The 26,796-nt window shown below is 47.3% G+C and carries 30 protein-coding genes and 1 tRNA gene; 27 read left to right on the top strand and 4 right to left on the bottom strand.

Going from position 1 to position 26,796, the window contains the following annotated elements; all coding sequences use genetic code 11:
- The first annotated feature begins 235 nt into the window (after window positions 1-235).
- Together VFH06_01800 and VFH06_01805 are read left to right on the top strand one after the other, a co-directional pair.
- Window positions 236-511, top strand: coding sequence for a hypothetical protein (locus VFH06_01800; GenBank protein ID HET6746819.1), 276 nt, complete (start codon window positions 236-238; stop codon window positions 509-511).
- Window positions 495-1,730 carry a hypothetical protein gene (locus tag VFH06_01805; GenBank protein HET6746820.1) on the top strand — a complete coding sequence of 412 codons (1,236 nt, stop codon included), beginning with the start codon at window positions 495-497 and terminating at the stop codon, window positions 1,728-1,730. Before VFH06_01800 ends, VFH06_01805 begins: the two co-directional genes overlap by 17 nt.
- Here VFH06_01805 and VFH06_01810 read toward each other — a convergent pair.
- Window positions 1,725-2,189 carry a hypothetical protein gene (locus VFH06_01810; protein ID HET6746821.1) on the bottom strand — a complete coding sequence of 155 codons (465 nt, stop codon included), beginning with the start codon at window positions 2,187-2,189 and terminating at the stop codon, window positions 1,725-1,727. The genes VFH06_01805 and VFH06_01810 overlap by 6 nt on opposite strands.
- Before the next feature lie 181 nt (window positions 2,190-2,370).
- Between VFH06_01810 and VFH06_01815 the strand changes: the two genes are divergently transcribed.
- Window positions 2,371-2,541 carry a hypothetical protein gene (locus VFH06_01815; GenBank protein ID HET6746822.1) on the top strand — a complete coding sequence of 57 codons (171 nt, stop codon included), beginning with the start codon at window positions 2,371-2,373 and terminating at the stop codon, window positions 2,539-2,541.
- Between the two features lie 194 nt (window positions 2,542-2,735).
- On the opposite strand, the gene VFH06_01820 is transcribed toward VFH06_01815, so the two are convergent.
- Entirely contained in the window at window positions 2,736-3,026 is a 291-nt protein-coding gene (locus VFH06_01820) for a hypothetical protein (GenBank protein ID HET6746823.1), read from the bottom strand.
- A 95-nt stretch (window positions 3,027-3,121) separates the two neighbouring features.
- On the opposite strand from VFH06_01820, the gene VFH06_01825 reads away from it, so the two are divergent.
- From VFH06_01825 to dnaK, 15 genes are all read left to right on the top strand, one after another.
- Window positions 3,122-3,295, top strand: coding sequence for a hypothetical protein (locus VFH06_01825; GenBank protein ID HET6746824.1), 174 nt, complete (start codon window positions 3,122-3,124; stop codon window positions 3,293-3,295).
- Window positions 3,296-3,298: 3 nt separating this feature from the next.
- A complete protein-coding gene (locus VFH06_01830) occupies window positions 3,299-3,922 on the top strand; it encodes a prepilin-type N-terminal cleavage/methylation domain-containing protein (GenBank protein ID HET6746825.1) in 624 nt (207 codons plus the stop codon).
- A gap of 15 nt (window positions 3,923-3,937) precedes the next feature.
- Complete coding sequence (gene tilS / locus VFH06_01835) at window positions 3,938-4,798, top strand: tRNA lysidine(34) synthetase TilS (GenBank protein HET6746826.1); 861 nt, start codon at window positions 3,938-3,940, stop codon at window positions 4,796-4,798.
- Window positions 4,799-4,862: 64 nt separating this feature from the next.
- A complete protein-coding gene (ftsH, locus tag VFH06_01840; protein HET6746827.1) occupies window positions 4,863-6,719 on the top strand; it encodes an ATP-dependent zinc metalloprotease FtsH in 1,857 nt (618 codons plus the stop codon).
- 11 nt (window positions 6,720-6,730) lie between these two features.
- On the top strand, window positions 6,731-8,359 hold the full coding sequence (gene murJ / locus VFH06_01845; GenBank protein ID HET6746828.1) for a murein biosynthesis integral membrane protein MurJ: 1,629 nt from the start codon (window positions 6,731-6,733) through the stop codon (window positions 8,357-8,359).
- A gap of 157 nt (window positions 8,360-8,516) precedes the next feature.
- Window positions 8,517-10,313 carry a translation elongation factor 4 gene (gene lepA / locus VFH06_01850; GenBank protein ID HET6746829.1) on the top strand — a complete coding sequence of 599 codons (1,797 nt, stop codon included), beginning with the start codon at window positions 8,517-8,519 and terminating at the stop codon, window positions 10,311-10,313.
- Between the two features lie 71 nt (window positions 10,314-10,384).
- Window positions 10,385-10,600, top strand: coding sequence for a twin-arginine translocase TatA/TatE family subunit (gene tatA, locus VFH06_01855; GenBank protein ID HET6746830.1), 216 nt, complete (start codon window positions 10,385-10,387; stop codon window positions 10,598-10,600).
- Window positions 10,545-11,594: a twin-arginine translocase subunit TatC gene (tatC, locus tag VFH06_01860; protein HET6746831.1), complete on the top strand. Its 1,050-nt coding sequence runs from the start codon at window positions 10,545-10,547 to the stop codon at window positions 11,592-11,594. The genes tatA and tatC overlap by 56 nt, the downstream gene beginning before the upstream one ends.
- Before the next feature lie 91 nt (window positions 11,595-11,685).
- Entirely contained in the window at window positions 11,686-11,904 is a 219-nt protein-coding gene (locus tag VFH06_01865; protein ID HET6746832.1) for a hypothetical protein, read from the top strand.
- Between the two features lie 67 nt (window positions 11,905-11,971).
- Window positions 11,972-12,721: a hypothetical protein gene (locus VFH06_01870; GenBank protein ID HET6746833.1), complete on the top strand. Its 750-nt coding sequence runs from the start codon at window positions 11,972-11,974 to the stop codon at window positions 12,719-12,721.
- Between the two features lie 43 nt (window positions 12,722-12,764).
- Entirely contained in the window at window positions 12,765-13,472 is a 708-nt protein-coding gene (locus VFH06_01875; GenBank protein HET6746834.1) for a transcriptional regulator, read from the top strand.
- Between the two features lie 183 nt (window positions 13,473-13,655).
- Window positions 13,656-14,303, top strand: coding sequence for a hypothetical protein (locus VFH06_01880; protein ID HET6746835.1), 648 nt, complete (start codon window positions 13,656-13,658; stop codon window positions 14,301-14,303).
- 121 nt (window positions 14,304-14,424) lie between these two features.
- Entirely contained in the window at window positions 14,425-14,889 is a 465-nt protein-coding gene (locus tag VFH06_01885; protein HET6746836.1) for a nucleotide exchange factor GrpE, read from the top strand.
- A gap of 103 nt (window positions 14,890-14,992) precedes the next feature.
- The gene (locus tag VFH06_01890) at window positions 14,993-16,318 is read left to right on the top strand and encodes a polysaccharide deacetylase family protein (GenBank protein HET6746837.1); all 1,326 of its coding nucleotides are present in this window, start codon (window positions 14,993-14,995) and stop codon (window positions 16,316-16,318) included.
- A gap of 229 nt (window positions 16,319-16,547) precedes the next feature.
- Window positions 16,548-18,446: a molecular chaperone DnaK gene (dnaK, locus tag VFH06_01895; protein ID HET6746838.1), complete on the top strand. Its 1,899-nt coding sequence runs from the start codon at window positions 16,548-16,550 to the stop codon at window positions 18,444-18,446.
- Window positions 18,447-18,522: 76 nt separating this feature from the next.
- Here dnaK and VFH06_01900 read toward each other — a convergent pair whose 3' ends face one another.
- Window positions 18,523-19,113 (bottom strand): GGDEF domain-containing protein, encoded by a 591-nt coding sequence (locus tag VFH06_01900; protein ID HET6746839.1) that lies wholly within the window; start codon window positions 19,111-19,113, stop codon window positions 18,523-18,525.
- Window positions 19,114-19,202: 89 nt separating this feature from the next.
- Between VFH06_01900 and VFH06_01905 the strand changes: the two genes are divergently transcribed.
- Window positions 19,203-20,849, top strand: a complete 1,647-nt coding sequence (locus VFH06_01905; protein HET6746840.1) for an FAD-binding oxidoreductase — start codon at window positions 19,203-19,205, stop codon at window positions 20,847-20,849.
- A 168-nt stretch (window positions 20,850-21,017) separates the two neighbouring features.
- Here the strand turns inward: VFH06_01905 and VFH06_01910 are convergent, their stop codons facing one another.
- The gene (locus VFH06_01910; protein HET6746841.1) at window positions 21,018-21,674 is read right to left on the bottom strand and encodes a hypothetical protein; all 657 of its coding nucleotides are present in this window, start codon (window positions 21,672-21,674) and stop codon (window positions 21,018-21,020) included.
- Between the two features lie 420 nt (window positions 21,675-22,094).
- On the opposite strand from VFH06_01910, the gene VFH06_01915 reads away from it, so the two are divergent.
- The 8 genes from VFH06_01915 (at window position 22,095) to VFH06_01950 (ending at window position 26,786) form a co-directional block, all read left to right on the top strand.
- Window positions 22,095-22,325 (top strand): hypothetical protein, encoded by a 231-nt coding sequence (locus VFH06_01915; GenBank protein ID HET6746842.1) that lies wholly within the window; start codon window positions 22,095-22,097, stop codon window positions 22,323-22,325.
- A gap of 69 nt (window positions 22,326-22,394) precedes the next feature.
- Window positions 22,395-23,495 (top strand): molecular chaperone DnaJ, encoded by a 1,101-nt coding sequence (gene dnaJ, locus VFH06_01920; GenBank protein HET6746843.1) that lies wholly within the window; start codon window positions 22,395-22,397, stop codon window positions 23,493-23,495.
- A 148-nt stretch (window positions 23,496-23,643) separates the two neighbouring features.
- Window positions 23,644-24,171, top strand: a complete 528-nt coding sequence (locus tag VFH06_01925) for a RimK/LysX family protein (protein ID HET6746844.1) — start codon at window positions 23,644-23,646, stop codon at window positions 24,169-24,171.
- Entirely contained in the window at window positions 24,168-25,079 is a 912-nt protein-coding gene (gene rimK / locus VFH06_01930; protein HET6746845.1) for a 30S ribosomal protein S6--L-glutamate ligase, read from the top strand. Before VFH06_01925 ends, rimK begins: the two co-directional genes overlap by 4 nt.
- Before the next feature lie 53 nt (window positions 25,080-25,132).
- Window positions 25,133-25,618, top strand: coding sequence for a DUF192 domain-containing protein (locus tag VFH06_01935; protein ID HET6746846.1), 486 nt, complete (start codon window positions 25,133-25,135; stop codon window positions 25,616-25,618).
- On the top strand, window positions 25,615-26,100 hold the full coding sequence (locus tag VFH06_01940; GenBank protein ID HET6746847.1) for a hypothetical protein: 486 nt from the start codon (window positions 25,615-25,617) through the stop codon (window positions 26,098-26,100). The genes VFH06_01935 and VFH06_01940 overlap by 4 nt, the downstream gene beginning before the upstream one ends.
- 74 nt (window positions 26,101-26,174) lie before the next feature.
- Window positions 26,175-26,251: transfer RNA gene (locus VFH06_01945), tRNA-Lys, on the top strand.
- Window positions 26,252-26,378: 127 nt separating this feature from the next.
- Complete coding sequence (locus VFH06_01950) at window positions 26,379-26,786, top strand: VOC family protein (GenBank protein ID HET6746848.1); 408 nt, start codon at window positions 26,379-26,381, stop codon at window positions 26,784-26,786.
- Window positions 26,787-26,796: the final 10 nt, after the last annotated feature.

Consider the following 26,796-nt stretch of genomic DNA (forward strand, 5'->3'; position numbering starts at 1 on the left):
CGGCCAGCCGTGGTTAAAGGGATCACCTTTGTTCTGAAGCCTGGTCGCTTCAGTGTAAAGGTGGTATACTATAATCACTTCCACGCGATACTCACTGGCATACACCGCTAAGCGTCCCTCGCGAACGGATCATCTATCTATCGTCTTCGGATTTGTCGCTAAAGAAACGGGCGAAAAAGACGGGCGAACAATCGAAATAACGTTTCTCTGATTAATTTATTCGGAGATTTTAACGATGGATGACGAACTTTTTTTGAACGAACGGGTGGAGGTGATCACGCTTTTTAGTGATGGGCAAAACCTCTGTAAGCCGGTACGATTTCGCCGACAGAGCGGGCGAGTAGTGGAGATAACCGAAGTGGGTTTGCGTCACCCGGCACTTCACGGTGCCCGGACGATGCACGTTTTTGACGTGACGGATGGTGGAGCCGATTACCGCTTGGAGTTTGATACAGAGCGGCTTACGTGGCATCTCACCCGTGAGGCGGATCACTATGAAGCAAGCGTTTAATACGGCGCGTCCTCTCGTGATGCATATTGATCTCAACTCTTGTTTTGCAATGGTAGAGCAGCAGTCTCGCCCTCTGTTGCGTGGGCGGCCCGTGGCGGTTGTGAACCGCCGCACGGAGAATACGTCGATCGTTACCGCCAGTTACGAGGCGAAGGCGCTTGGGGTTGCAGTAGGGATGAAAGTAAAGGAGGCGAAAAAACTTGCCCCTGATTTAGTGGCGCTTGAGAGCGACCCGGCAAAGTACCGCTATGTGTATCACAAAATGATGGATATCATGAAACGCTACTCGGCGCATATTACGATGAAAAGTATCGACGAAGGCATCATCGACTTTAAGGATACGACCGATGCGATTCGTGGACGCGATCTTGTTAATATTGGCTATGAGATCAAACAGCGGCTCCGCGAGGAAGTGGGCTGTGCGATGCGCTGTAATGTGGGAATCGCAACTAATCGTTTTTTGGCAAAAACCGCGGCAAGTCTCCATAAGCCTGATGGGTTGGATGTCATTACGCCGGATAATATCCATCAGGTACTGGAAAAGTTAAAGCTTACCGATCTCACAGGAATTGCTTATCGCAACCAGCATCGGTTAAACGCAGTAGGAATCTACACGCCGTTGCAATTTCTTGAGGCTGATGCCCAGACGCTTAAAAAAGTAGTGTTTAAGAGCGTTGTAGGGGAGTGGTGGCATCAGCGCTTGCGGGGCTGGGAAGTCGACGATGTTTCTTATGATCTTAAAACAGTAGGCAGGCAATATGTGCTTGAAAACAAAACGCTGTCGAGGCAATTGATTCTTAAGCGCCTTCATCATTTGTGTGAATCCGTAGGAGGAAAGTTACGCTCGCAGGGAAAACGTGCCAGGGGGGTGTTCGTCTATGCTCGTTCATACGATCGAGGGTATTGGCATGCTCGCCGTACTTCTCCCCTACCCTTTTTCAGTAACGGGGCGATTTACGCACAGGCGTTGCTGCTTTTTACCGAGGCCCCAGAGCGGATCCGTGAAATTGGTGTGAGTTGCTTTGCGCTCGAAGATAGTGATTCGCGTGACCAGCTTAGCCTTTTTGCTGATGAAATCGTGCGTGAGCAACAAATAACCAGCGCGATCGATACAATCAATCAACGCTTTGGCGATAGAACGATCCATTCAGCCGATACATTAGGTACGGGCAAATTCGTGAAACAGAAAATTCCGTTTGGCAGTACGAGGTATTTATAGGCTGGCGCGTGAGAGTAGGTTGCCAAGAATCGTTGTACCGTAAATAAATGCCAAAATGAAGAGGAGGGTTGCTAAGAGGATGTAGGTGCTATAGAGGATACCCCGGGAAGGATTGTGGGGCTGGCGATGAAGGGCGGGTAGTGATCCGATATAAGAAACGCCGAGCGCGAGAGGAAGAAGGTAGACGGGAAATCCGCTGAAGGTGAGTCCGATAAACCCAAGGATGAGAAGCGTGCACCCGGAGGTTACACGTGAGAGAATCGTTCGTTTGTTCAAAAATAGCGCCCCGGTAAGTGCCAGAACGACGATAACTACTAAGCACAATGATGTGGTAAGCATCGAGCGGTGAGGAGTAAGAAGGCGGATAAGTTCGAGAGCGAGAACGCCTATAGTAAAGGCTGCAAAGAACATACTTGCACGTTTGAATATTGCCTTTGAGGTGGTGCCTTTCTTTGTCATTGTCCCAATATACCACATACTTGACACCGTAAACCAATTGCCCTAGCATGGGAAAATCGTGCTCGGGCTACCTGCCCGTTTGCACGCACTTCGACTTTTGGAAGGGTCAGTGATGAAAAGACTGTTTGTCGGTTTGTCGGTCGCTGTGACGGTGGTGCTCGCGGTTCTGTTCGCACCCGCCGTGGCATCGGCCGACGGCTTGCCGTGGATCTGGCGCCTGGGCGTCGACGGAAGTCTGCGTGGTTTGGCTGGACAGTCATCGGCGGCAGCACTGGCAACGACCGGCTGGACCGAGATGGTGACGGCCGACGGAGCTACCTGTGTCCGTGGAATTCTACGAGACGGAGTATAGCGATTCCGGCCAGGGTGATCGTCGCTCGCTCGGTTCGTACAACGCTCCGTGCATCTCCTGATCATTCAAGGGTCGATCCCCTGCCGTATGTATGCGGTGGGGGATTTTCCTTTTTGGACATGAAAAGAGGCCCACGAAAGGCTAAACGAACGTAAATGTGTTCGTGAGCACTCTTTTCGTAGGCCTTTTGCTTTTTACTCCGCCACAATGCGGAGTTTACCGTCCTCCTCCTGAAGGATGAACTGACGCCGATCGTTGAGCTTCACTTCGTCGAGGTGAATCTTGTTGTCCACGAGTTTGGCAACGAGCAGAAGTTCTGCGGGTCGTTCACCATTCTCGTAGTAAAGAACGCCGAAGCTGCTGCCATCCTCGGTCTTTTCCTCGAGAAACTTCCTCGCTTCGTCGAGGCTCGAGCACGTGGCCTCGTTGCCGTGGTTTCCCAGTAGGAGGGAGACGACAGTGTAGCGGGTTGCAGGGTTTGACACGACGACTCCTTAGCAGAAAATGCAGGACCCTCGTATAATACCGCTATTTTTTATTTTCGCAACCGATTGAAAGCAAGCCTCTGTATAATAAAACTATGAATAAGAGAGTACTTCTCTTCTTTGCAATTATCTTTGGTGTGCTTGGCGCGTACGTTCCTGTATGGTTTGGTGATACGGAGCTACTTGATGGCTGGAGTATTTTAGGTGGTTTCGTCGGTGGTTTATTTGGTATTTGGCTGGGCGTAGTGGTATCAAAAAGGTGGGGATAACGAATGAGGGGAGGGCGTGTTAAAGGATTTACGATCGTCGAATTGCTGATCGTCATTGTTATTATTGGTATTTTGGCGGCTATTGTTGTTGCTTCTTATAATGGTGTTCAAAATAGGGCACGAAATAGTGTTAGGGTAAGCGATATCAAGACGGCGCAAAAGCTGGTTGAGGCGTATAATGCCCAAAATGGCAGTTACCCCATAACAACCAGCAATCCTGTTAGCAACTGGAAATCATTTGATGTACGTACCGACGATAATTGTCAGAACGGTACGAGCCAGCGGGATTGGATCCCTGGCCTTTCGACGGCACTTCCCCAGAGTGATCAGGCGTATGCCGGAGGCGTTGATGGTATAAACGGTTGTTATCTATATGTAAGCAATGGCACTCAGTATGTTCTTTCCGCTTGGAATATGGCTAGTTCGCCGCAAACATCCACGCTGTATCGCCGGCTCGGGTTTCGAGAGTTTCAAACTCCTACATCCACGCAGTTTTATACATGCAATAGTAATGTGGTTGGTGGGGCAAACGGCAGTAGTTACGATATCACACAGGATTACTACAAGCATTCGTATACAGTTTCAAATATTACCGATTGTAACGAGACGCCACCTCCAGGTGCATAGCGTATAATAGGGGCAATGATTCAAAAGTGTCTTGTTGCGGTAAGTGGTGGTGTGGACTCTGTGGCATTGCTCGATATGCTGGTAAAGCAAGGCGCATACGAACTACTGGTGGCGCATTTTGATCATGGAATAAGGCAGGACTCACAGGGAGATGCGCGATTTGTTGAGGCGCTAGCAAAAAAATACTCTCTTCCCTTCTTTACTAAGCGCGAAGAATTGGGACCGCATGCCAGTGAAGAAGAAGCGCGGGGCCAAAGGTACAGCTTTTTGCGCCATGTCGCAAAAGAGCAAGGAGCGATCATTGCTACAGCACACCACGCAGACGACATTGTGGAAACTGTGGCTATTAATATAATAAGAGGAACCGGTTGGCGTGGGCTGGCGGTGATGGGAGCAAAGGATATCATAAGACCTTTAAGTACTCTTCGAAAATCCGAGATTTACGCGTATGCTCTCGAAAATCGTCTGGAGTGGGTAGAGGACGATACAAATGCAACCGACAAATATCTTCGTAATCGTGTGCGCTCTCAAATTGCACGCCTAGTAGATGATGGTACGAAGCAGCAGCTTCTTGAACTTTGGAAAGCGCAAGCCGTATGTAGACAGGAGATTGAGGGCGAAGCAATACGAACTCTAAGTGCCGCGCATCATTCACGTTATTTTTTTACCTGTATTGATAGTAATGTGGCACTGGAGCTCCTTCGCCGCCGTATATATGCGGATCTTGGTGTTACGTTACTCACTTCGCAACTTGAACGTGGCCTTCTGGCGATCAAGGTGGCGCTGCCCGGCTCAATCGTACAGCTTGGTCGGGGGGTGGAACTTTCTTTTTCACGCGAGAGTTTTGTTGCTCTCCAAAGTGAAAAAATGCTATGATTTATAGGAGTATCTTGATCTGATTCTTGTAACTCCTAAATAAGAAGGAACCTATAGATTAATTATGGCAAAACAGCAGTCTCCAAAGAAAAAGTTTACAAATGCCGTACGACTGAGCATGTTCTGGGCAATCCTAGTGTTCATCGCACTCGCCGTCGTCGCATTTACCTCTCCACAAGGAGGATTGAAGGACGTTCCGTTCTCGGACGTTATTAAGCGTGCTAACAGCGGCGAAATTTCCAAGCTCGAAATTCAGGGCAACGATATTAAAATCACACCGAAAGGCCAGCAGAAACCGACCGAACATTCAGTGAAAGAAGGTGGCAGCAGTATTTACGAGCAAGGTCTAAAACAAGAAGCTACCGAAGTCACCATCGTCCCGCCATCTGAAGTAGGCTCAACACTATGGAATGTGGCAATTATTATTGTGCCAGTGCTTCTAATTGGTGCCTTCTTTGTGTTCATGATGCGTCAGGCTCAGGGCCAAAACAACCAAGCGATGGGCTTTGGTAAGTCGAAGGCAAAGCTGTACGGTATCGATAAAGAAAAAGTTGTTTTTGATGACATTGCGGGTAATGACTCGGCTAAGCAAGACCTTGAGGAAGTCGTAGATTTCTTGAAACATCCTAAAAAATACGAAAGCCTCGGTGCCAAAATTCCAAAAGGTGTACTGCTGGTAGGTAATCCGGGTACTGGTAAAACGATGCTCGCCCGTGCCGTTGCGGGTGAAGCTAACGTACCATTCTTCTCGATATCAGGTTCAGAATTCGTAGAAATGTTCGTGGGTGTCGGTGCAAGCCGTGTGCGCGACCTCTTTGCTAAGGCAAAAAAGAATGCTCCGGCGATTGTGTTTATCGACGAGATTGATGCCGTGGGTCGTAAACGCGGGAGCGGTATGGGGGGCGGTCACGATGAACGTGAGCAGACATTGAACCAGATTCTGGTAGAAATGGACGGATTTGAGACCGGTACGAATGTGATTGTTCTCGCAGCGACCAATCGTGCCGACGTGCTTGACCCCGCTCTTCTCCGACCTGGCCGCTTTGATCGTCGCACGAATATCATGCTTCCTGAGCGTAAAGATCGTGAAGCGATTCTTAAAGTTCACTTCCGCAATAAGCCTGTGGACGGAACGGTCAATATCGATGCGCTCGCAGCCAAGACAGCCGGTTCATCTGGTGCAGACCTGGCAAATATTGCCAACGAGGCAGCTATTATCGCTGCTCGTCGTAATAGCAAGAAGATCAGTAACGTCGATTTGACAGAAGCATTTGAAAAAGTTGCCATTGGTCCTGAGCGCAAGACCAAAATAATGAGCGAAAAGGAAAAACAACTCACTGCATACCACGAAGCTGGCCATGCGATCGTTGGTCATGTACTGCCCGATTCGGATCCTGTTCATAAGGTGACGATTATTCCTCGCGGCGGTACGGGTGGCGTGACGTGGTTCCTTCCACCGGAAGATAAAAGCTACACGAGCGTGGTTGAGTTTAAGGATATTCTGGCGCGTGCATTAGGCGGCCGTATTGCCGAAAAAATCATCTATGGCGATGATCATATTACAACCGGCGCCGGCTCCGACTTGCGCAAGGCAACTGAAATTGCACGCGATATGGTCATCGAACAAGGAATGGGTACCAAGCTTCGCGATCAGGTCTTCCACGAAGACAATGGCGGCATGGTGTTTGACCGCATTACTCATGAGCGACCATACAGCGACGAAACCGCTAAGGAAATCGATAAAGAAGTCGAAACGCTTATTAAGGAAGCTGCTAAACGTGCTGAGGCCGTTCTAAAGCATAACCGTCCAAGCCTCGATCACCTTGCTAATGCACTTCTTGAAGAAGAAACGATTGAAGAAGAAGGCGTCAAGAAACTTTTAGCTCATACTGTTTTGCCACCGGAGGCAAAGCTATACTAGGGTAGCGGCCAATGGGCAAAGTACGAAGTGCCGTCGCAAGAGCCAATATAAAGCTTACGATCCAGCTTGCCGCTGTACTATTGGCTGGATCAACGCTTCTTTCGAGTGCGCTCGGGTTGTTTCGTGACCGTCTTTTAAACGGTGCTTACCTCGATACATATCCTGTAGGGATCGACGCATATACGGTCGCGTTTACGATCCCCGATTTTATGTTCTTTATTCTTGTTTCGGGCGCGCTGAGCGTGACATTCATCCCTGTCTTTAATCAGCGCCTCGCAACAGGGAACAAAAAGTCTGCCTGGGAACTCAGCGCAAGTATGATCAATTTTATGGCGCTCGCCACGCTTATCGCCAGTGTATTAATTATTATTTTTGCTGAGCAACTTGTTCGCTATGTAGTTGGGCCGGGGCTTGATGAATCCGGACGGAGTCTGGCCATAAGCATGATGCGTGTCATTGCGATCAACCCCTTTCTGTTTGCGATTGCGACGGTTATTGCTAGTATGCAGCAGGCAATCGGGCGCTTCACCTTTTATGCCCTGGCGCCCACGATCTATAACATCGGTATTATCATTGGTACCCTGTTTTTCACGAATGGCATAAATATTTTTGGCTGGCAGATTTTTGACGGTGGAATCATGGGTGTGGCATTGGGCGTCGTGCTTGGATCGATTCTTCAGCTGCTTGTAAGTTCCATTGGACTTATGGGGCTGGGCTTTGATTATCAATTTAAGATATTTTGGAAAAACAAGGGCTTTCGCCAGGTGCTCCGCTTGTTGCCGCCACGCTCGTTAGACCAAGGGGCCGACTATCTGAATAGTCTGGTCGAAACAAACTTGGCCTCACGCATGGCTGCGGGTACGGTACGTTCATATCAGCAGGCGACCGCTCTTCATTTGGTGCCGATCAATCTTATCGGTGTGGCTATTAGTACGGCGGCATTTCCTAAAATGACCGAGCGACTGAGCCAAGGGCGACCAGACCTATTTAAGACTGAACTTCAGGCAATCCTGCGCGTAATTATTTGGTTGGCGTTGCCGGTGGCAATAGTCGCTTTCTTTTGCCGGGGATACCTTGTAAATTTCATCAAAAACGGTGGAGATACGCTTATGGCGGGGTTACTTGGTGCACTTGTCGTGGCCATTTTGTTCCGTTCGATCTATCATATCGCCGCTCGTAGTTTTTATGCCCAGCAAGATACGAAAACTCCACTCTATATCTCAATATTCTCTATCGGTCTCAATATTTTCTTAGCTGTATGGTTTACGACGTCGCTTTCTATGGGGGCGTATGGACTGGCTTGGGCGCAATCGATCGTGGCCGCGGTGGAGGTGGCGATTCTATTTGTGATTATGTCATGGCGCATCAAGGGACTATTTAATGGCGCATTCATACATGCCGTTGCCCGGATGACTGGTGCGACAGCAATGATGGGGGTTGTGACGTACATTACTGTGCAGCTCTTTCAATTGGGTGTGAACGATCAGAGCTTCCTTGCGACCTTCCCTAAGTTTATGGTGATTGTGATTGTGAGCCTCGGCTCGTACGTATTCTTTAGTCGTTTGCTTAAGTTACGTGAAGCCGAGCCGGTAATTGCAAAAGTGCGGTCACTTTTCTTTGGAAGGGTACGCTCCAAGTAGTAATTGGCAGATGAGAAGTGCGGGTCCTGTCATTCGGTCCGCCCCTAAAAATTTTTATCTTTTAGATAAAATATTTTTGGGCGCTGCCCCGCCGAGTGTCACCCGCAACAGTAGTAGCACAACACCTCAGTTAATGCTATAATACACCTCTGAAATCATGACTCAAATCAATATTAGAAATTTTTGCATCATCGCCCATATCGATCACGGAAAATCGACTCTTGCTGACCGCATGATGGAGATAACCGGTACGGTTGAGAAACGCGATATGAAATCCCAACTACTTGATAGCATGGATTTGGAGCGCGAAAAGGGAATCACGATCAAGCTTGCCCCTGTTCGCATGGACTACAAAGGTCACGAACTCAATCTTATTGATACACCGGGGCACGTTGACTTTAGCTATGAAGTATCTCGAAGTCTTGAAGCCTGTGAGGGTGCAATTTTAGTAGTCGATGCCAGCCAGGGAATCCAGGCGCAAACACTGGCGAATGTATACTTGGCGCTAGCCGCAGATCTAACAATCATCCCTGTCCTTAATAAAATCGACCTCCCAGCGGCCGATGTTCCACGGGTATCCGAAGAAATCGTTAATCTCCTTGGATGTAGTGAGGATGATATCTTGAAAATCAGTGCCAAAACAGGTGACGGCGTATCCGAAGTACTCGATGCAGTGATCGATCGGCTAGCTCCTCCGCAAGGTATCGAAGAAGCGCCTACACGTGCTCTCATTTTTGATAGCTACTATGATGATTATCGCGGCGTCATCCTCTATGTGCGCGTGGTTGATGGCGAAATCCCTAAAAACGCACATATTCATATGCTGGCAACCAATGCGAAAGGGCTGGCGCTTGAAGTTGGAGCGCTGAAGCCAAAGATGACACCATCGGACGCTTTGAGGACGGGCGACATAGGCTATATCGTAACAAATCTCAAGTCGACTCGAGAGGCAAAGGTGGGAGATACTGTGAGTCTAGTTATCCATGGTGTGGACTCTCCTTCTGGTGATATTGTACCACTTCCGGGCTATCAAAACGTTAAGCCATTCGTATATGCTGGCTTTTTCCCTGAAAGCAACGAGTATTACCAAGAGTTAAAAGATGCAGTAGAAAAGTTGAGCCTCAGCGATAGCGCGTTGCAGTTTACTCCTGAAAATTCACCCGTTCTAGGGTTTGGCGTACGAATCGGCTTCCTCGGACTTCTTCATATGGAAATTGTTCGAGAGCGACTTGAAAGAGAGTATAGCCTGCGCCTCATTGTTACGAACCCAAGTACAGACTACCAGGTTATCTTGAGCACGGGTGACGAGCTCGATATTAAAAGTGCCTCAGAGCTCCCCGACATGGCAAAAGTAGCTGAAATCAAAGAGCCATGGATAAAAGGCGAGATTGTCGTACCCCGAGAGTTTATTGGTCCGGTGGTGCAGCTTATAGTTGCTCGCCGCGGTTTGCAGCGCAATATCAGCTACCTTGATGACCGCTTGGCACTCATTACTTTTGATGCTCCGCTTGCCAATGTACTGACAAATTTTTATGATCAATTGAAGAGCTCAACCAGCGGTTACGGGAGCTTTAACTACGAACTTACCGGCTATGAAGTTCATGATTTGGTCCGGCTTGATTTTTACGTGGCAGGTGAGATGGTAGATGCACTTTCGCTTATTGTGCACCGTACAGAAGCGCCAAGTGTAGGAAGAGAAGTAGTGGGGAAGTTAAAAGAGGTGATTCCGAGACAGCAATTCCCGGTTCCCCTTCAGGCTGCGATCGGTGGTAAATTTATTGCCCGCGAAGATATCAGTGCATATCGCAAAGATGTTACTGGCTATCTGTATGGCGGTGACGTCAGCCGCAAAAAGAAGTTGCTGGCCAAGCAAAAGCGTGGTAAGGCACGTATGAAACGATTTGGTAAAGTTGATATCCCTGCCGAAGCGTTTACGGTCCTCCTCAAGCAATAGCATAATATCCTTGTTATTTACCTCGAGAGGGACTATTATAAGAATGTTAGATAGTCGAAGAGAGGGAAAATATGGGGTATCAACATTTTGGAGAAATCTTGGGCTTAGGAACACCGGAATTAATCGTTATTCTGGTTATTTTGCTACTGTTGTTTGGTGGTAGTAAACTTCCTCAGCTTGCAAAAAGTATTGGGTCATCGGTGAAAGAAATACGCAAAGGTGTACAAGACGATGCAAAAGACACTGGGACACAAAACAGCCAAGCAAAGAGCAACGAAAAGGCATAATGAGCCTGATCTTCCTCCGGTAAAGAGCTTTTCGGATCATATCAGTGAACTACGACGACGTCTTTTTGCCGTAGTGTTTATTTTCATTGCCGCTTCGGGCATCGCTTATAACTATAACGAAATTATAGTTAAGGCGATAATGAAGCCTCTAGGCGGTGAGAAGCTTATTTATCTGACTCCCGGAGGAGGGTTTAATTTTATTTTCCAGGTATCTCTTTATGCTGGATTGTTGCTTGCCGCGCCTGTTCTTATTCATCAACTGTATGGATTTATCAAGCCTGCGCTTCCCGATCGTGCCAAGCGTTCTGCTAGTAAAGTAGTAGTCGCCGCTTTTGTTTTGATGCTTGCCGGGGTTGCCTTCGGGTACTTTATCGCTATCCCTTCTGCGCTCCATTTCCTCTCAACCTTCGCAGGTAGTGACATTATTCCTAATCTTACGGCTGACTCTTATCTCAATTTCTTCCTGGCTTATGTAGCGGGGCTTGGCGTTTTGTTTGAACTTCCCCTTCTCCTTTTATTTTTTCACTGGATTCACCCACTTACTCCAAGTGGTCTTCTTAAAACAGAGCGTTTTGTCATTTTATTTTCGTTTGTGGTGGCTGCTATCATCACACCGACTCCCGACATGTTTAACCAAGCGATGATAGCTGTACCGCTTATTTTGATTTATCAACTTGGTGCAATTACGGTATGGGTGGCGATTCGGAAAGAACATAAAAAGCTACTATCTACTCGGCAGCAGAAATCGACAGAGAAGACCCCTCGCGAGCCAGAGGTTTCTTTGCAAAAATCACCTCAGCCCTTATCCCTACCTCAAGCTCCGGTGGCTCCAAGTACGGTGCCGCCCGTTCGTCCTCGTCGGTCACTGGATGGTTTCGGCCCTTCTCAACGACGTGTTTCCGTGCCTCAAAGGGCTCAGGCACCTCAGCGAGGTAGTGGTACGCCGAGATCGCATTATCAGCGTGGCTTAAGCGTTGATGGATTTATTTCATAAAATTGATAGGTAAAGTAGCTTAAACCCCCTTGACCCCATGCGTCATTTGCTTATAGAATAATAAGCAGTAGCACTATACGAGAAAATAGACATGAATATACAAAACGATATGCAAAAACTATTGCAAAAAGAAATGGACCGCAAGGATTTTATCAAACATGTGGGAATTGGATTCGCGGCAATCTTGGGAATTACAACCATCTTAAAAACCATCAGCACCATGAGTGGCTCACAAGGCAAGACGGTCGGTTATAGCTCGGGTGTATATGGCGGAAGCGGTAAATCGGATACCCAAGGCCCAAAAAGTTAAATCTGAATTTTGGCTGTAAATTTCAACTGACTAGTATACGCCACCAGTGTGTGGTATAGTTTGCCGTATGGAAAAAGCTCTCCCCCAGTTGCATGATAAAAAAGCGTTTGAAAATGCGCTTTCAAACTATGAAGTTTCCGAGCACGGTCGACACGTACTTGCAGGCACGCCGTTCGTGGCTATGAGTAGTGTGTCAGGGGGCGGCCGTAACACGATTATTCGCCGACTTGTTGAAACGGGAAAGTACGTGTTCGCTGTATCCGACACCACGCGCCCGCCTAAAGTTCGCGACGGCCGTCTGGAAGTGGACGGAGTTGACTATTACTTTCGTGATGAAGCGGCGATGCTTAAAGATATTCAGGCGGGAGAATTTATTGAGGCCGAGATAATTCATAATCAGCAGGTCTCCGGTACTAGTATTCGTGAAATTGAAAAAGCGGCGAGTACGGGTAAGATTCCGATTCATGATTTTGAGTACGGGGGGATTAAAAACGTTATAAAAGCCAAGCCAGATGCAATTATTATCGGACTGGTTCCGCCCAATTACGATGAGTGGATTCGCCGATTGTATAATCGTGAGCCGCTTCATGATCAAGAGTTCTTTAATCGTTTGGTTACTGCGGAGAAAGTACTTGAAAATATGCTTTCTCACGACTACTTTAAGCTTTTGGTTAACGACTCTACCGAGGAATGTGCAGAGGAACTTCGCAATGTAGTTGAGCAAGGCGAGTATACGCCCCAGATGATAGAGCGTGGCAGGCATGTGACAGAAGCGTTGCTCGCCGATGTGCGTAAAGAACTTGTCTTGCGAAACTAGCACTCGGGTTGAAAGAGTGCCAGAAAAAGAGTAAAGTAAAGGCATGACCGAACGTCAAATCGCCATCCTTGTTGCTATTGTCGAACAGTACGCTGAAATCGCGGTACCTGTAGGAAGTGTGACTCTGGCAAAGCTGTTTGGCGTGTCGAGTGCAACCATTCGTAGCGAAATGGTTCGGCTAGAGGAGATGGGGCTGATTACCCAACCGCACACCAGTGCTGGGCGGATTCCAACAGATAAAGGATATAGGTTTTATGTGAACCGGCTCACCGAAACAGAAGACCATAGTTTGCTTGAACTCGATCGCAGTGCGAGAGCGATTGAAGCACGAGTAACTACGCATAGCGACCATGCCGGTCACGCAATCCGCAGCGCGGTAGATAGTTTGGTTGAACTTACTCATAATCTTGGTATTGCCACGATCGGTGATCAGTTATATATGAGCGGTATCGGTAATCTCTTTAGCCAGCCTGAGTTTATGCAAGGGCGCCATACTCAGGCGGTAGCACAGCTCCTGGATAACCTTGAGCCATGGCTACGTGAAGCGGCGCCTAACGAACCCCTGAATGTCTTTATCGGTTCGGAAAATCCAATCGGAAAAACCAGTGGAGCAACGCTTATCATCAGTCGTTTTCGTTCACCGTATTCTGATAGAAGCTATATTGGTGTACTTGGTCCCACTCGCCAAAGCTATGGTAAGGTGATGCGCCTTGTCAGGCACACCGGCGCCATGCTTGAAGAAGTGTTGTAGTATAAACCATTTTTGTAATATACGCCAAAATAATTTATTATTAAGTCAGACCGAAAGTGGCTAGAAAAGAACGGTGGGTGAACGTTGCCCGAGCGAGCGGTGCAAGGACGTTTACAAGCTAGTGGTAGCAAGGAGACCTCACAGTTCTGGACGAAAGTCTATCTGTGGTATGTGTGGCCTGGAATGGCTGTCTTTTTGGCGGCATTGGCCTGGATGTGGTCGGATTCGCTAAGGAACCTCTTTACGACAGGAGGATTCAAGGGGATTGCTGGCTGGCTTTCATGGGGAATTATCCTCGTGGGACTGCGTGTGTTTCTCCTTAGTGTCCGTTTATACAAGGAGGTGGCCGGCCCTTGGAGTCTCAAAGCACGGTTATGGGTGCTCCTGGTTGGCGCAGGAGGGAATCTGGGTGCCAATGCGGTAGCCATCGTGGCCATTGCCACTAATCTTTCAACAGGGAGATTGGCGTGGTCTTCGTGGGACACGCTGTGCTCATGGGTGGCTGTGGTAACGATTGTGGTAGCAGTAGTTATGAAGGTGAGATTCAGGGTAAAGACAACCTACGCCGTAGTAGCGTTGACTATCGGCACTCGTGCGTTTCAGCAGGCGTGTCTTGTGTTGTCTTCGCAGCTCGTTCACATTCCCGCAGGAACACTCCTGGGGCTTACAGGCATTGCTTCGCAGCAGGCGATTCTGAGTTTCATTGAGTATCGGCGGGCGGTTCAAGAGCGGATGGAGAGTCGTACGGAGGCACTTTTGTTGCTGTGGGCGGATGGCTTTAATGTCATTTCTGCTCTCATCCCTCTTGGGGGATGGATTCTTTTACGCTAGTTTTGGTTTAGGGGAGGTGCCTGTATGCACAGTCGCAGGCATCTCCCCGGATCTTCTAGCACTCAATTGCAAAGAGTGCCAATACACGCTACCATAGAGATAAAGACGAAGAAGGAGCGCTATGACAAAGCAAAAAAATGCCGACGAAGCCCAGGCAAGAATTGATGAACTAACGAAGGATCTCCAGCGTACTCGCGCTGATTTTGAGAATTATCGCAAACGTATGGAGGCAGAAAAAACAGCTGCCCGCGAAGCCGGACAAGCGAACGCCATCCTAAAACTCCTTCCTATTATTGATACAATCGAACGAGCCATCGTGTATATCCCTGCTGAATTAAAAGATAATAAATGGGCCCTCGGTATTGCGGGCCTTGCTAAAAACCTTTCTAAATCTCTTGAGGGACTCAACCTCAAGAGAATCGATGCCTCTAAGGGTGCTGCTTTTAACCCTGACCTTCACGAAGCGATCCAGTTTGATGAAGAAGCTACAGGAGACAAAGAGGTTATCGCCGAAGAACTTCAGGCAGGATATCTTCTTGGTAATCGCCCGATTCGTCACGCAATGGTAAAAGTAACACGCCAATAAGATAGAAAAGGGTATCTCCGTAAGGTACACTAGGTAGCAAGTGAAAGCTCACCCCTTCCTCAAAAAGCATCCCACCCGTTCTCTGTTCGCGATAGTTCTATTTATGATGGCAGTAGTACTGCTGCTTATAGCATTTAGTATTATTGCCCTTCGTTCTCCCGGGCTGACGGAAATAACAACAGGAAGAAAGACCAATGTCAGTAAGGCTACTTTTTTAAAAAACTACACCGTACACTATCCTATTTTTCATGATGCGGCTCTCGATGCAATCATTAGCCGGCATACGGAAGAATATATTGCTCATTTTGAGAAAAGACTGGCAGGCAAGAATGACATACGCGATCATCTTACGGTAAACTACGAAGCAAATCATGTCGGTACCATCACAACGAGTATTACATTTATTAGCAAAGAAACAGTTAGCGGCCAACCGGATGTCATCTCGAGTCAGCATCTCGTTCTCGATATGCAGAATAAAAAACAGCTCACGGCGCAAGATGTTATTGCGCAGAATTTAAGTGCGCGGCAGACGTTAGCAAAATTATTGCATGACTATTTCAAGCAAGCAGGTGTCGTATCATCGCCGCTTGAGCTGGTGAATCTTCTTGAGCTACAACTAGCAGATCTTCATGATTTTAGCCTCGATGCCCATTCACTCATTCTTTATCTCAATCCACACCAGCCGAGTATTACTAATGCGGGATTGGCTCCAGTTGCGATTGATAAGTCACTTCTTGGCGGAGTGCTTTACGATACATACACAAAACCAGATTCGGATGTTCAGCCTGCCGATCCACTAGTTGCGTCGTACCATATTCAATCCCCTCCACCAGCTGGTAACATAATTAATCCTGATGGTCGAATGCTTGCTTTAACATTTGATGATGGCCCGGACAATCTCACGCCAAGTGTGCTTGATCGTTTGGACACGTACCAATCACATGCAACATTCTTTGTGCTTGGTCATCTCGTCGATACCTATAAAGCGACGCTTCAGCGAGCTATCCGCGAAGGCAGCGAGATAGGCAATCATAGCTGGAATCACCCAGACCTTCGCTCACTTTCGCCCGCCGAGCTGGAGTGGCAGGTAGGAGCGACACAGGCTGCCATCCAAGTGGCCACAGGCGGATACACACCCCGGCTAATGCGACCTCCCTATGGTGGAACGAACTCTTTAGTGGCCCATTATCTGGAGACGCACGGGTTACGTCAAGCACTGTGGAATGTGGATACGGATGATTGGCGTGACCGTGATGCGGAGGTCATCTACAATCGGATTATGGCCAACGCAGCCGATGGTCGAATAATACTGCTTCATGATATTCATCCTACTTCAGTGCAGGCGGCTCTGCGCGCTATACGCGATTTGAAAGCGCAAGGTTTTCAGTTGGTGACGGCATCTGATCTGTATAGATATAGAGGTATGTAGCCTAGACGCGGGTCCTGTCACTCGGTCCGCCCCTAAAAATTTTTATCTTTAGATAAAACATTTTTGGGCGCTGCCCCGCCGAGTGTCACCCGCAGTATTCTTAAAATATATAAATTAGCACTCTTGACACGAGAGTGCTAATTTATCTACAATGAATGTATTGGCAATCACTATGCCAGACTGCTAGAATGAATACAGACTGAATTAGTAATGTACCCCGGAGGAAATTATGGGAAAAATTATTGGAATCGACCTAGGAACCACCAACAGCGCCTTTGCATACATGGTAGCCGGTAAGCCCGAAGTCATTGCAAACGCTGAAGGTAACCGAACGACGCCAAGCGTTGTCGCGATCAATAAAGGCGGTGAGCGTTTGGTGGGGCAAGTTGCTCAGCGTCAGCGTGTAACGAATGCAAAAAATACTATCTATGGTGTAAAACGTCTCATCGGTCGCAAGTTTAGCGACGACGAAGTGCAAAAAGATCTTGATATCATGCCCTACGAGATTGTCAAAAAAGGCGATGGTGTAGCAGTAAAGATGGGCGATAAAGAATACACGCCTGAAGAAGTGTCGGCTATGATCCTCTCTAAAATTAAGGCAGATGCCGAAGCATTCCTTGGTGAAAAGGTCACCGAAGCCGTTATCACCGTTCCTGCCTACTTTGACGATTCACAGCGGCAGGCGACCAAGGATGCGGGTAAGATCGCTGGCCTTGAGGTAAAGCGTATTATCAACGAGCCAACGGCGGCGGCGCTGGCCTATGGTCTTGATAGCAAAAAAGACGAAAAGATCGCTGTCTTCGACCTTGGCGGCGGTACATTCGATGTTTCTATTCTCGAACTTGGTGATGGTGTTTTTGAAGTTCGTGCTACCAATGGTGACACGCACCTCGGGGGTGAAGACTTCGATAACCGTATCGTCAACCACTTTCTTGACGTCTTCAAAAAGAATGAAGGTATCGATCTTAAGGGTGACAAAGCCGCAATGCAGCGTCTTAAGGACGAAGCTGAAAAGGCAAAGAAAGAACTTTCAAGTACGACGGAAACAGAAATCAATCTTCCATTTATTACCGCGGATGCCGATGGTCCCAAGCACTTCGAGTACAAGCTCACCCGCGCCAAACTAGAAGAGCTTGTTAAAGACCTCATCGACCGTCTTGCCCAGCCTGTTGAAAAAGCATTAAAAGATGCCGATCTTAAGGCAAGTGAAGTCGACGAAATCGTGCTTGTAGGTGGTATGACTCGGATGCCTGCCGTGGTAGAAAAAGTAAAGGCTATCTTTGGCAAAGACCCGCTTAAAGGTGTTAATCCAGATGAAGTGGTTGCCGTTGGTGCTGCGATTCAAGGTGGGGTGCTTCAGGGTGACGTTAAAGACGTACTACTGCTGGACGTGACACCGCTCTCACTTGGTATTGAAACGATGGGTGGCGTTTCGACTAAACTTATCGAGCGCAATACAACTATTCCAACTAGTAAATCCCAAGTCTTTTCTACCGCTGCTGACAGCCAGCCGCAAGTTGAAATTCATGTCCTCCAGGGTGAGCGCGAAATGGCGAATGACAACAAAAGCCTTGGTCGATTTATCCTCGACGGCATCGCCCCAGCACCTCGCGGTGTTCCGCAAATTGAAGTAACCTTCAACCTCGATGCCAATGGAATCCTCAATGTTACCGCAAAAGATAAGGGAACAGGCAAAGAGCAATCCATTACCATCCAAGATAGCGGCAATATGAGCAAAGAGGATATCGAAAAAGCGCAAAGGGAAGCTGAAGCGCATGCTGACGAAGACAAGAAAAAACGCGAAGCGGTAGAAGCTCGCAATACGCTTGAAAATGCCATTTACCAGGCAGAAAAAATGCCCGACGAATTCAAGGATAAAATCTCTGACGACGATAAAAAAGCAATTACCGATGCTGTTGAGGAAGCCAAAAAACATCAGACTTCCGATGAGAAGGAAGAGCTTGAAAAAGCGGCTAAAGAATTGCTTGAAAAAGTCCAAACGATCGGTGCCAAGCTTTACGAAGCTGCGGCTAAAGAAGAAAAGGCCGATACCGACAGCGCGTCAGGTGATAAGAAATCTGATGAGCCGGTTGAAGGCGAAGTAGTCGACGATAAAGAGAAAAAATAATAACTAAAGCGGCGAACATCTCTAAAGCCATGCGAAAGTCGAGCCGCTCATCAGTAATCATGAGCGGTTTCCGAGTTTAGATCTCGCCGTGCTCTACGAGTGTAATGAGCGTGGGGAGATCTCTCGGAGAAATGCCCGATGAAAGCGCAAGGCGGGCGATCCTTCGGATTACTAGAATCGTATCCGGATTGCCATAACGCTCTTTTTTCCGCGCAACTTTATCTTGATACATGAGTTTATCGGCTTCGGCTAAGAGCTCTTCCACCGTCTCCCCTTCGCGATGCATGCGTCCCCCAATAGCAGTGCCGATGCCATAATCGTCGAGTGTTTCGCGAATACGCTCTCGAATAACTGCCAGCTCCTCTTCCGAGTCGATCTTCGACAGCATAACTGTAAATTCATCGCCACTTTTGTGGGCCAAAAATCTATCTTCCGAACGAATCGTTGCCGAAAGCACTTCGGCAATTGTTTGAAGAAACTTGTCCCCATCGGGGTGGCCATCTTCGTCATTTACTTCCTTCATACCATCGATGTCCAACTCTAAAATAGCTACCATGCCGGGCATCTCCAAAACAGCCTGCTCTAGAAATTCATTTAAAGCCAAGCGGTTGGGTAGGTTGGTGAGTGCATCTCGATGTTCTCTGGGAAGGTGATCGTATCCGGGCATGACGATAGTATAAAAATATACATAGCATATGTCAAATATCAAGAGGATATCGCTTGTGTTTATCAAAGAGGCGGTGCTACAGTAAGGGTATGGATTTACAAGCGGAACTTACGAAGATTTTTAAAGGCGACGTCGATACCTCTGCTGAAACACTAGAATTTTATTCACACGATGCAAGTTTGTTTGAGTTACGACCTCAAGTAGTGACATTTCCTAAAGATGTCACGGATATAAAAGCACTCGTATCGTTTGTTGCGGCGCAAAAAAAAGAACACCCGGAACTGAATATTACACCGCGTACCAGAGGAACGTGCATGTCAGGCGGTGCAATAGGCGAATCAATCATCCTGGATGTGAGTAAGTACATGACGACACTGTACGAAGTAACACCTTCAAGTGCGCACGTTCAACCGGGAATGACCTATAAAAACTTTGAAATCGAAACACTCAAGCAGGGCAGCCTTATGCCGAGCTATCCAGCGAGTCGTGAGCTTGCAGGCCTTGGCGGCATGGTAAGTAATAATGCCGGCGGTGAAAAGTCACTTGAGTATGGTAAAACAGATAACTTCGTCACCGAATTAAAAGTTGTTTTGGCCGACGGCAACGAATATGTAGTAAAACCACTGACGCGCACTGAACTCAATGCCAAAATGGAGCAAGACGATTTTGAAGGTAATCTCTATCGTCAAACGTTCGAGCTGCTCGATAAGCATTATGATGAGATAAAGGCAGCAGCGCCAAAAGTAACTAAAGACTCAACCGGCTATCACCTGTGGAATATCTGGAATCGTGATACAGGAATATTTGATCTTACGAAGTTATTTGTCGGCTCTCAGGGTACGCTAGGCATTGTTACCGATATCAAATTCCGGCTTGTTCCCCAGCCGAAGCACTCTGGGACGCTTGTATGTTATATGCGCGATATTGCCACGCTTGGTGAAGTAATTCCAGCCGTACTTGCCCATAAGCCCGCAACTTTTGAGAGCTTTGACGACAACACACTTTGGCTAAGCTTTAAGTTCTTCTTTTCTTTTTTGTCTCGTCTTGGCTTGTGGTCGTGGATCAAACTTGCTTTGCAACTTATTCCCGATGGCATCATGCTCGTCAAGGGTATCCCGCAGCTCATCCTTCTTATTGAATTTACCGGAGCTACCCCTGAGGAAGTCACCCAGAAGATTCATAAGGCCAAGCTGGATCTAAGACGATTCCACTTCACCTATATGGAAGAAGATGACACCGAGGCAAAGTCAAAAAAGTTCTGGCTTATGCGCCGGGAAAGCTTCAACCTACTACGCAGCAAAGTAAAAGATAAGCACACGGCACCATTTATCGATGATCTTGTCGTTGCACCTGAGCATCTTACGGAATTTCTTCCAGAGCTGCGTGAGATCATTAAAAAATACAAATTACTTGCGACCGTCGCGGGCCATATGGGTGATGGTAACTTCCATGTTATTCCTCTCATGAAAATCGAAGAACCAAGCGAACGGGCTAAACTAGAGCCTGCTATGAAAGAGGTCAATACGCTGGTTATCAAGTATGGCGGCTCCGTTTCTGGTGAACACAACGACGGGCTCATCCGTGGACCATGGCTCGAGCAAATGTATAGCCCGAGTGTTTTAGGGTATATGAAGGAAATAAAACACCTCTATGATCCGCAAAATATCTTCAATCCGCACAAAAAAACCGACGCAACTTGGGAATACAGCTTCAACCATATCCGCAAGTCCTTTTAAAAAGGAAAAGCGTCCACCGAGCGGTGAGCGCTTTTCGGTGGACGTTCTACTGACGGGAGAGAGCTTCGGCGAGCTGCCTGACTGCGTATCGCTTTTCGGATTCGTGTGCACACCCGATAAAAGGAGCTCCATTATAGAGCCCCTTTAGAGTTATATAACTATAACCGATTAGATTGTTGGTAGTACCGCAACAATAGTATTGTCACTAAGAACGTGGTTCTCGACGGTGTTGCCAGAATTAATTGCAGTGTTGTTAGAGGCAACAGTTGTATTGTTTGAGTTTACGTTGGTTGTATTTGCGGTAACGTTAGTTGTATTTGTGGTGTTGCCTGAGTTTACGGCAGTATTGTTGTTTGAGTTAACGTTAACGGTGTTGTCTTTAATGATAATAGGGTTCTTACTGTTGTCGTTGTAGCTGTCTTTGTTAAAGCTATCCTTGATCTTAACGTTGGTAACTGTGGTTTTTACTTCAGTGTTGGTAATGTTGTTGGTCGTAGTTGTGCTGCTCGTGTTGTTGAATGAATTAGTAACTTTAGCAGATGGAACGTAGTGGAAATAATGCGCGCCCGTTGCAACTGGTGCAGAATCGGCAGCTGCGTTTTGCTGAGGAGCGGGTGCGGTGGCCTCTACGGGTGCTGCGCAAGTACCTGTGGTTTGTGAGGTTGGCGTGTTGTTCTCAACATGCGAAGAAAGTGCGCTTGCAACCTCACCTTTCATAAGTGACATAATGACAAGAGTCGATACAATAACGGCAGCCGTAATAGACGCAAAAATCGTAATCCCCATAAGTAAAAATTGATTGTTCTGGTAAGTAGAATGTTGCATATCAGTCCCTCCGAATGCTTTTCTAAGTTAGTTTTCAAGAACTCCACAGCCCTATATCATCATAGTATCCCTACAAACATTAAATGATTTCAAAAAAATGTTGTAGAATAGTCAACTGTGTAAAGAAAACTAAATAATTCTTGTGACCTCTGTCACTCTTTACAGTTTGGAGATGACTGTTCAATGCCTAAGTGAAAGAGCCCCCGCGCGGGGGCTCTCCTATCACCAGCCGCGTTCGATGCAGCATTCGATGATGATGACACGTTGGTCCTTGTTCGTCCTGGCCTCCGACCCCAGCATGAGGTGCACCAGATCGAATGCCGCTTCATTCGGCGCTGTGAGTGTCAGTCGACGCTCGCAGTGTTGCAGCTTTCGCTCTTCTCGTGCGAGCCATCCCGCCGTATAGGGCATATCCTGAGGATGGAGGGGATAGTCGGTGTCTTCCCGGTTGCCCCAACGCCTCACGAGCCCCATGATACTGATCTCGCCCTGGACTTCGTCCGTGTTCACCCTCAACGCGTACCTGGTATTGAAACCACCTTCCGCGATGAGGGCGAAGTGCAGGGCGTCACAGCCGGGCTTGTGTCGGACTCTCATGAACATCACCTTTCAAGTAATAGGGTCTTTGTGACGCATGTAATTATATCATAATATTAAGGAAAAAACAATACAATTGGCACTCTAGACACGTAAGTGCTAATTCGTTACAATGAATAACAGATGAGCAAACGTGATTATTACGAAATATTAGGGGTGTCTAAATCTGCTAGCGCCGATGAAATCAAAAAAGCTTTTCGTAAGCTGGCCGTTAAATATCACCCAGATAAAGATGGTGGTAATGAAGCTAAGTTCAAGGAAGTCAATGAAGCCTACGAAGTATTGAAAGACCAACAGAAGCGTCAGCGTTATGATCAATTTGGTCATGCTGGTGTGGGCAGCGATAGTGGCGGCACCAGCGGTGGTAATCCGTTTGAAGGGTTTGGGGGATTTGGAGGTCAAAACGTTCACTTCGATTTTGGTGACGGCGGCCTTGGAGATATCTTTGGCCAGTTCTTTGGCGGTGGGCAGAATAAGCGTGGGCCACGAAAAGGCAGGGATGTCGAAACAACGATCACGCTTAGCTTCGAGCAGGCTGTTTTTGGAGTTGAAGAACAAATTGAACTCACTATGGAAGATGAATGCTCGCATTGTCATGGCACGACGGTGGAGCCTGGTCATAGTATGAAAACTTGTCCTACGTGTAAGGGTGCGGGTCAGCAAACTCGTGTCATGAACACGATCTTTGGTCAGATCCAGCAAGCCGTGCCCTGTGAAATGTGTCGCGGCACAGGTAAGGTTCCTGAAAAAGTATGCACTGTATGTCGGGGCAAGGGAACAGAACGCCGTAAACAGACGATCGTTCTAAAGGTGCCCGCTGGTATTGATGACGGAGCAACGATTCGCCTAAGAGAACGAGGAGAAGCCGTGGGCGGCGGTGCAAAAGGTGACCTATATGTTCATGTTCGTGTAAAACCGCACAAAAAATTCACCCGTGAAGGCGATATTATCCTGAGCGAAGAGCACGTTTCTATGGTGGATGCAGCCCTTGGCACCGAAATTGACGTAGAAACGGTGGACGGCATCATCCGCATGAAAGTCCCGGCGGGAACACAAAGCGGTACCGATTTTAAGCTAGGCAGCCATGGTGTAGCTCATCTTCGAGGCAATACGCGAGGCGCGCACATAGTAAGTATTATCGTTGACATCCCTACTAAACTTTCGAAAAAACAACGGGAATTACTTGAGCAATTCGAAGGCGCTAAAAAGAAAAGCCTCTTCTGACTTAACACTCCTGAATGAAGGCGCAGGGGCAGTCTAACTATTGCACTACCCCTGTTAATTATTGACTTTTATACTCTAAAGTGTTATAGTTTTTAAGTTACTAATCAACAATATATAAAACGAGTGAGAATTCTGGTTAAATAATGCTATGGCCCCGAAAGACAAAATAATCGTCGGTCGAAATGAGCCTGTTGACTTTGCGAGATACGCTCGCAAAGTTCCTGCTAAAATTGATACAGGAGCTGATTCGTCCTCCGTATGGGTAAGCAATGTGCGAGTGGATAAAAACGGCGTCCTACGGTTTAGCTTATTTGGAGAGGGATCTCCCTTCTACTCGGGAAAAACCCTTAAGCGTGAGCATTACAAAGTAGCCATGGTACGTAGTGCCAGTGGCCATCAGCAAATACGATACAGAACACAACTCAGTCTTCGTCTTGGGGGTAAACGTATTCGAGCGATGTTTAATCTCTCCGATAGATCGCAAAATAAATTCCCCGTCCTTATCGGAAGGCGGACGCTAAGCGGAAAATTCATCGTTGATGTGACCAAATCTCATTATACCGACCCAGATACAACGATAACGAAAGAATTAAACGGACAACTTAGCGAAGATCCGTACATGTTTTACAAAAAATATTACAAAAAAAGTGGCGTAGCCTTGAGGAAAAAACTATGAATATCGCAATCCTTTCAAACGGACCAGGCAACTACTCAACGAAGCGCCTCAAAGAGGAGGCTATAAAGCGCGGACATACAGTCAGTATTATTAAGTATCGTGATTGTTATGTATCTATCGAGCAAAATAACCCAACCGTAAGCTACAAAGGGCAGGATTTGGCACGGTTTGATGCGATTATTCCCCGCATTGCTTCGTACATGACCCGATATGGCACCGCGGTAGTGCGCCAGCTGGAAGCTCAGGGTATTTATACACTTTCAAGCTCGATCGCTATCAACCGATCACGCGATAAACTTCGCAGCATGCAACTTTTGGCCCGCGCAGGAGTGGGTATTCCAAAAACCGTTTTTTCACGGAACTCAACAGATATTGATGATCTCATTGAAAAAATCGGCGGAACACCCGTCATTATTAAGCTGGCGCGTGGTACGCACGGAAATGGCGTGGTTTTGGCCGAAACGAAAAAAGCGGCAAAATCTGTACTTCAGGCATTTTATCTTTCAAATGACGATGGTACCAACGTCCTATTGCAAGAATTCGTCGAAGAGTCTGCCGGAGTTGATATCCGTACGTTTGTTGTAGGAAGTCGTGTCGTGGCGAGCATGAAGCGCCAGAGTCTCGATGATGACTTTCGCTCAAATCTTCACAAAGGCGGACAGGGAACACCGATCAAACTAACCGATGAAGAGCGCAAAATTGCCGTCAAAGCCGCAAAAGCTATGGGTTTGAATGTTGCCGGAGTCGATATGATGCGCAGCAGTCGCGGTCCGCTTGTACTTGAAGTAAACGCGAGCCCGGGGTTTGGCATTGAACAAGTAACGGGTCGCGATATCGCAGGTCCGATTATCGAATATGTCGAAATGAATGCCAAGCGACGAGCCAAAAAAGACAAAGTCGGCGCGTAATCCTCTTAAACTGATATAATAGTACCCATGAAACAGAGAGTGGGTACTCAAGTATGAGCGTTCGTAAGAATGTGCTTTCCTGGGGGCTGGTAGTTCTTGTCTTGGGGCTTATCGCGGCAGCGGCGTATTATGTTATGGCTCCCCAATTGCGACCCCATGTCACTATTCGTTTAGGTGACGGTGTATTTTTGGCCCAAGTTGCTAAAACGCAGGAGACACGCGAGAAAGGCTTGTCAAACACACCAGGTTTACGGCCAGAAGAGGCAATGCTTTTTGTATATGGCTCGGATGATAAATGGCCAATTTGGATGAAAGACATGAATTATCCGATTGATATTATTTGGCTTGATAAAGATAAAAAAGTCGTTTATATCGTAAAGAACGCACCGCCGGAGAGCTATCCCTATGAAAACTTCACGCCCAAGCAGGAGGCTCGCTACGTTGTAGAGGTGGCTGCCGGTACGGTAGGAAGCAAATCGATTTCGATAGGTACAATCGCGTCATTTGATGAAAATAACATCGAAGGGTGGAACTTATGAGTTTTCTTATTGTCGTAGGAGTTCTTTTTGCGGCATTGTTTTTAGCTGCATATGTGACCAAGCGACGGGTTGGCGTGTTAGGACTTGCACTTGCGGCCGGGTTTATCGTAGCTTCCTTTTGGACGAGTGAGTTGACGCCTATAGTTGCAAAAGCCGGCATAGAAATTATACGTCCGCCTCTTGGAAGTATCGTCGCGACACTTCTCACACTCCTTCCTGCATTCCTTATTTTCTTTAGCGGAGCGAGAGTAAAAGGAATGATACCGCGCCTTATGCATTCTGGTGTTTTTGCGATTCTGGCCATCGCGTTCTTGGTAGAGCCGCTTGGTTCGGCGTTGGTTGTTGATGGAACAGCCAAACCTATCTATGATTTCTTAGAAAGATATCACATGATTCTTATAACTGCCGGATTGGCATTTTCTACCCTCGACCTTCTTATTGGCGCGAAAAAGCCTCACCGCGAAAAAGAGTCCAAACATTGACAAATACCTCTTAAAAATGCTATCTTTACTGGAGCGTACGGCACGTAAAGTAAAATGACGTTAACAAATTATATGGGTCCATAGCTCAGCTGGTTAGAGCACCTGCCTTTTAAGCAGGGTGTCGTGGGTTCAAGCCCCACTGGACCCTCCATGAAATTATAAAATAGTCGCTTTCTAGCGGCTATTTTTGATGCAAAAACATTATGTACTATCACTCATGTAAGAAAGTGTGTTAACTTTCAGTTTGTGGCTTATGCTTATTGGTATAAAATAGGTCCATGAGTAGGATGATTTTTGTAAACTTAGCAGTAAAAGACCTCAATGCATCAATGGATTTCTTCAAAGCGATCGGTTTTGAATTCAACGAACAATTTACAAGTCCTGAAGGTACGGGTATGGTTGTGAACGACCGAGCATATGTAATGCTTTCTGTTGAACCTTTCTTCAAGACATTTATTAAAGGCAAAGAACTCGCCGATACATCCAAGACCGTAGAAGCAACGGTAGCATTCTCGGCTGAAAGTAAAGAAGACGTCGACACGGTGATTGAAAAAGCTATTGCGGCGGGCGGTATCTCGACAGGTGAAGCCATGGATCAGCCAGGTATGTACAGCCGCGGTTTTTATGACCTCGACGGCCATCAGTGGGAGTTCGTTTGGATGGACATGAGCGGTTCAGTGTCGTAATTTTTCAAAG

The organism is Candidatus Saccharimonadales bacterium, from assembly GCA_035697325.1.
Classification (GTDB): domain Bacteria; phylum Patescibacteriota; class Saccharimonadia; order Saccharimonadales; family Saccharimonadaceae; genus JALRBM01.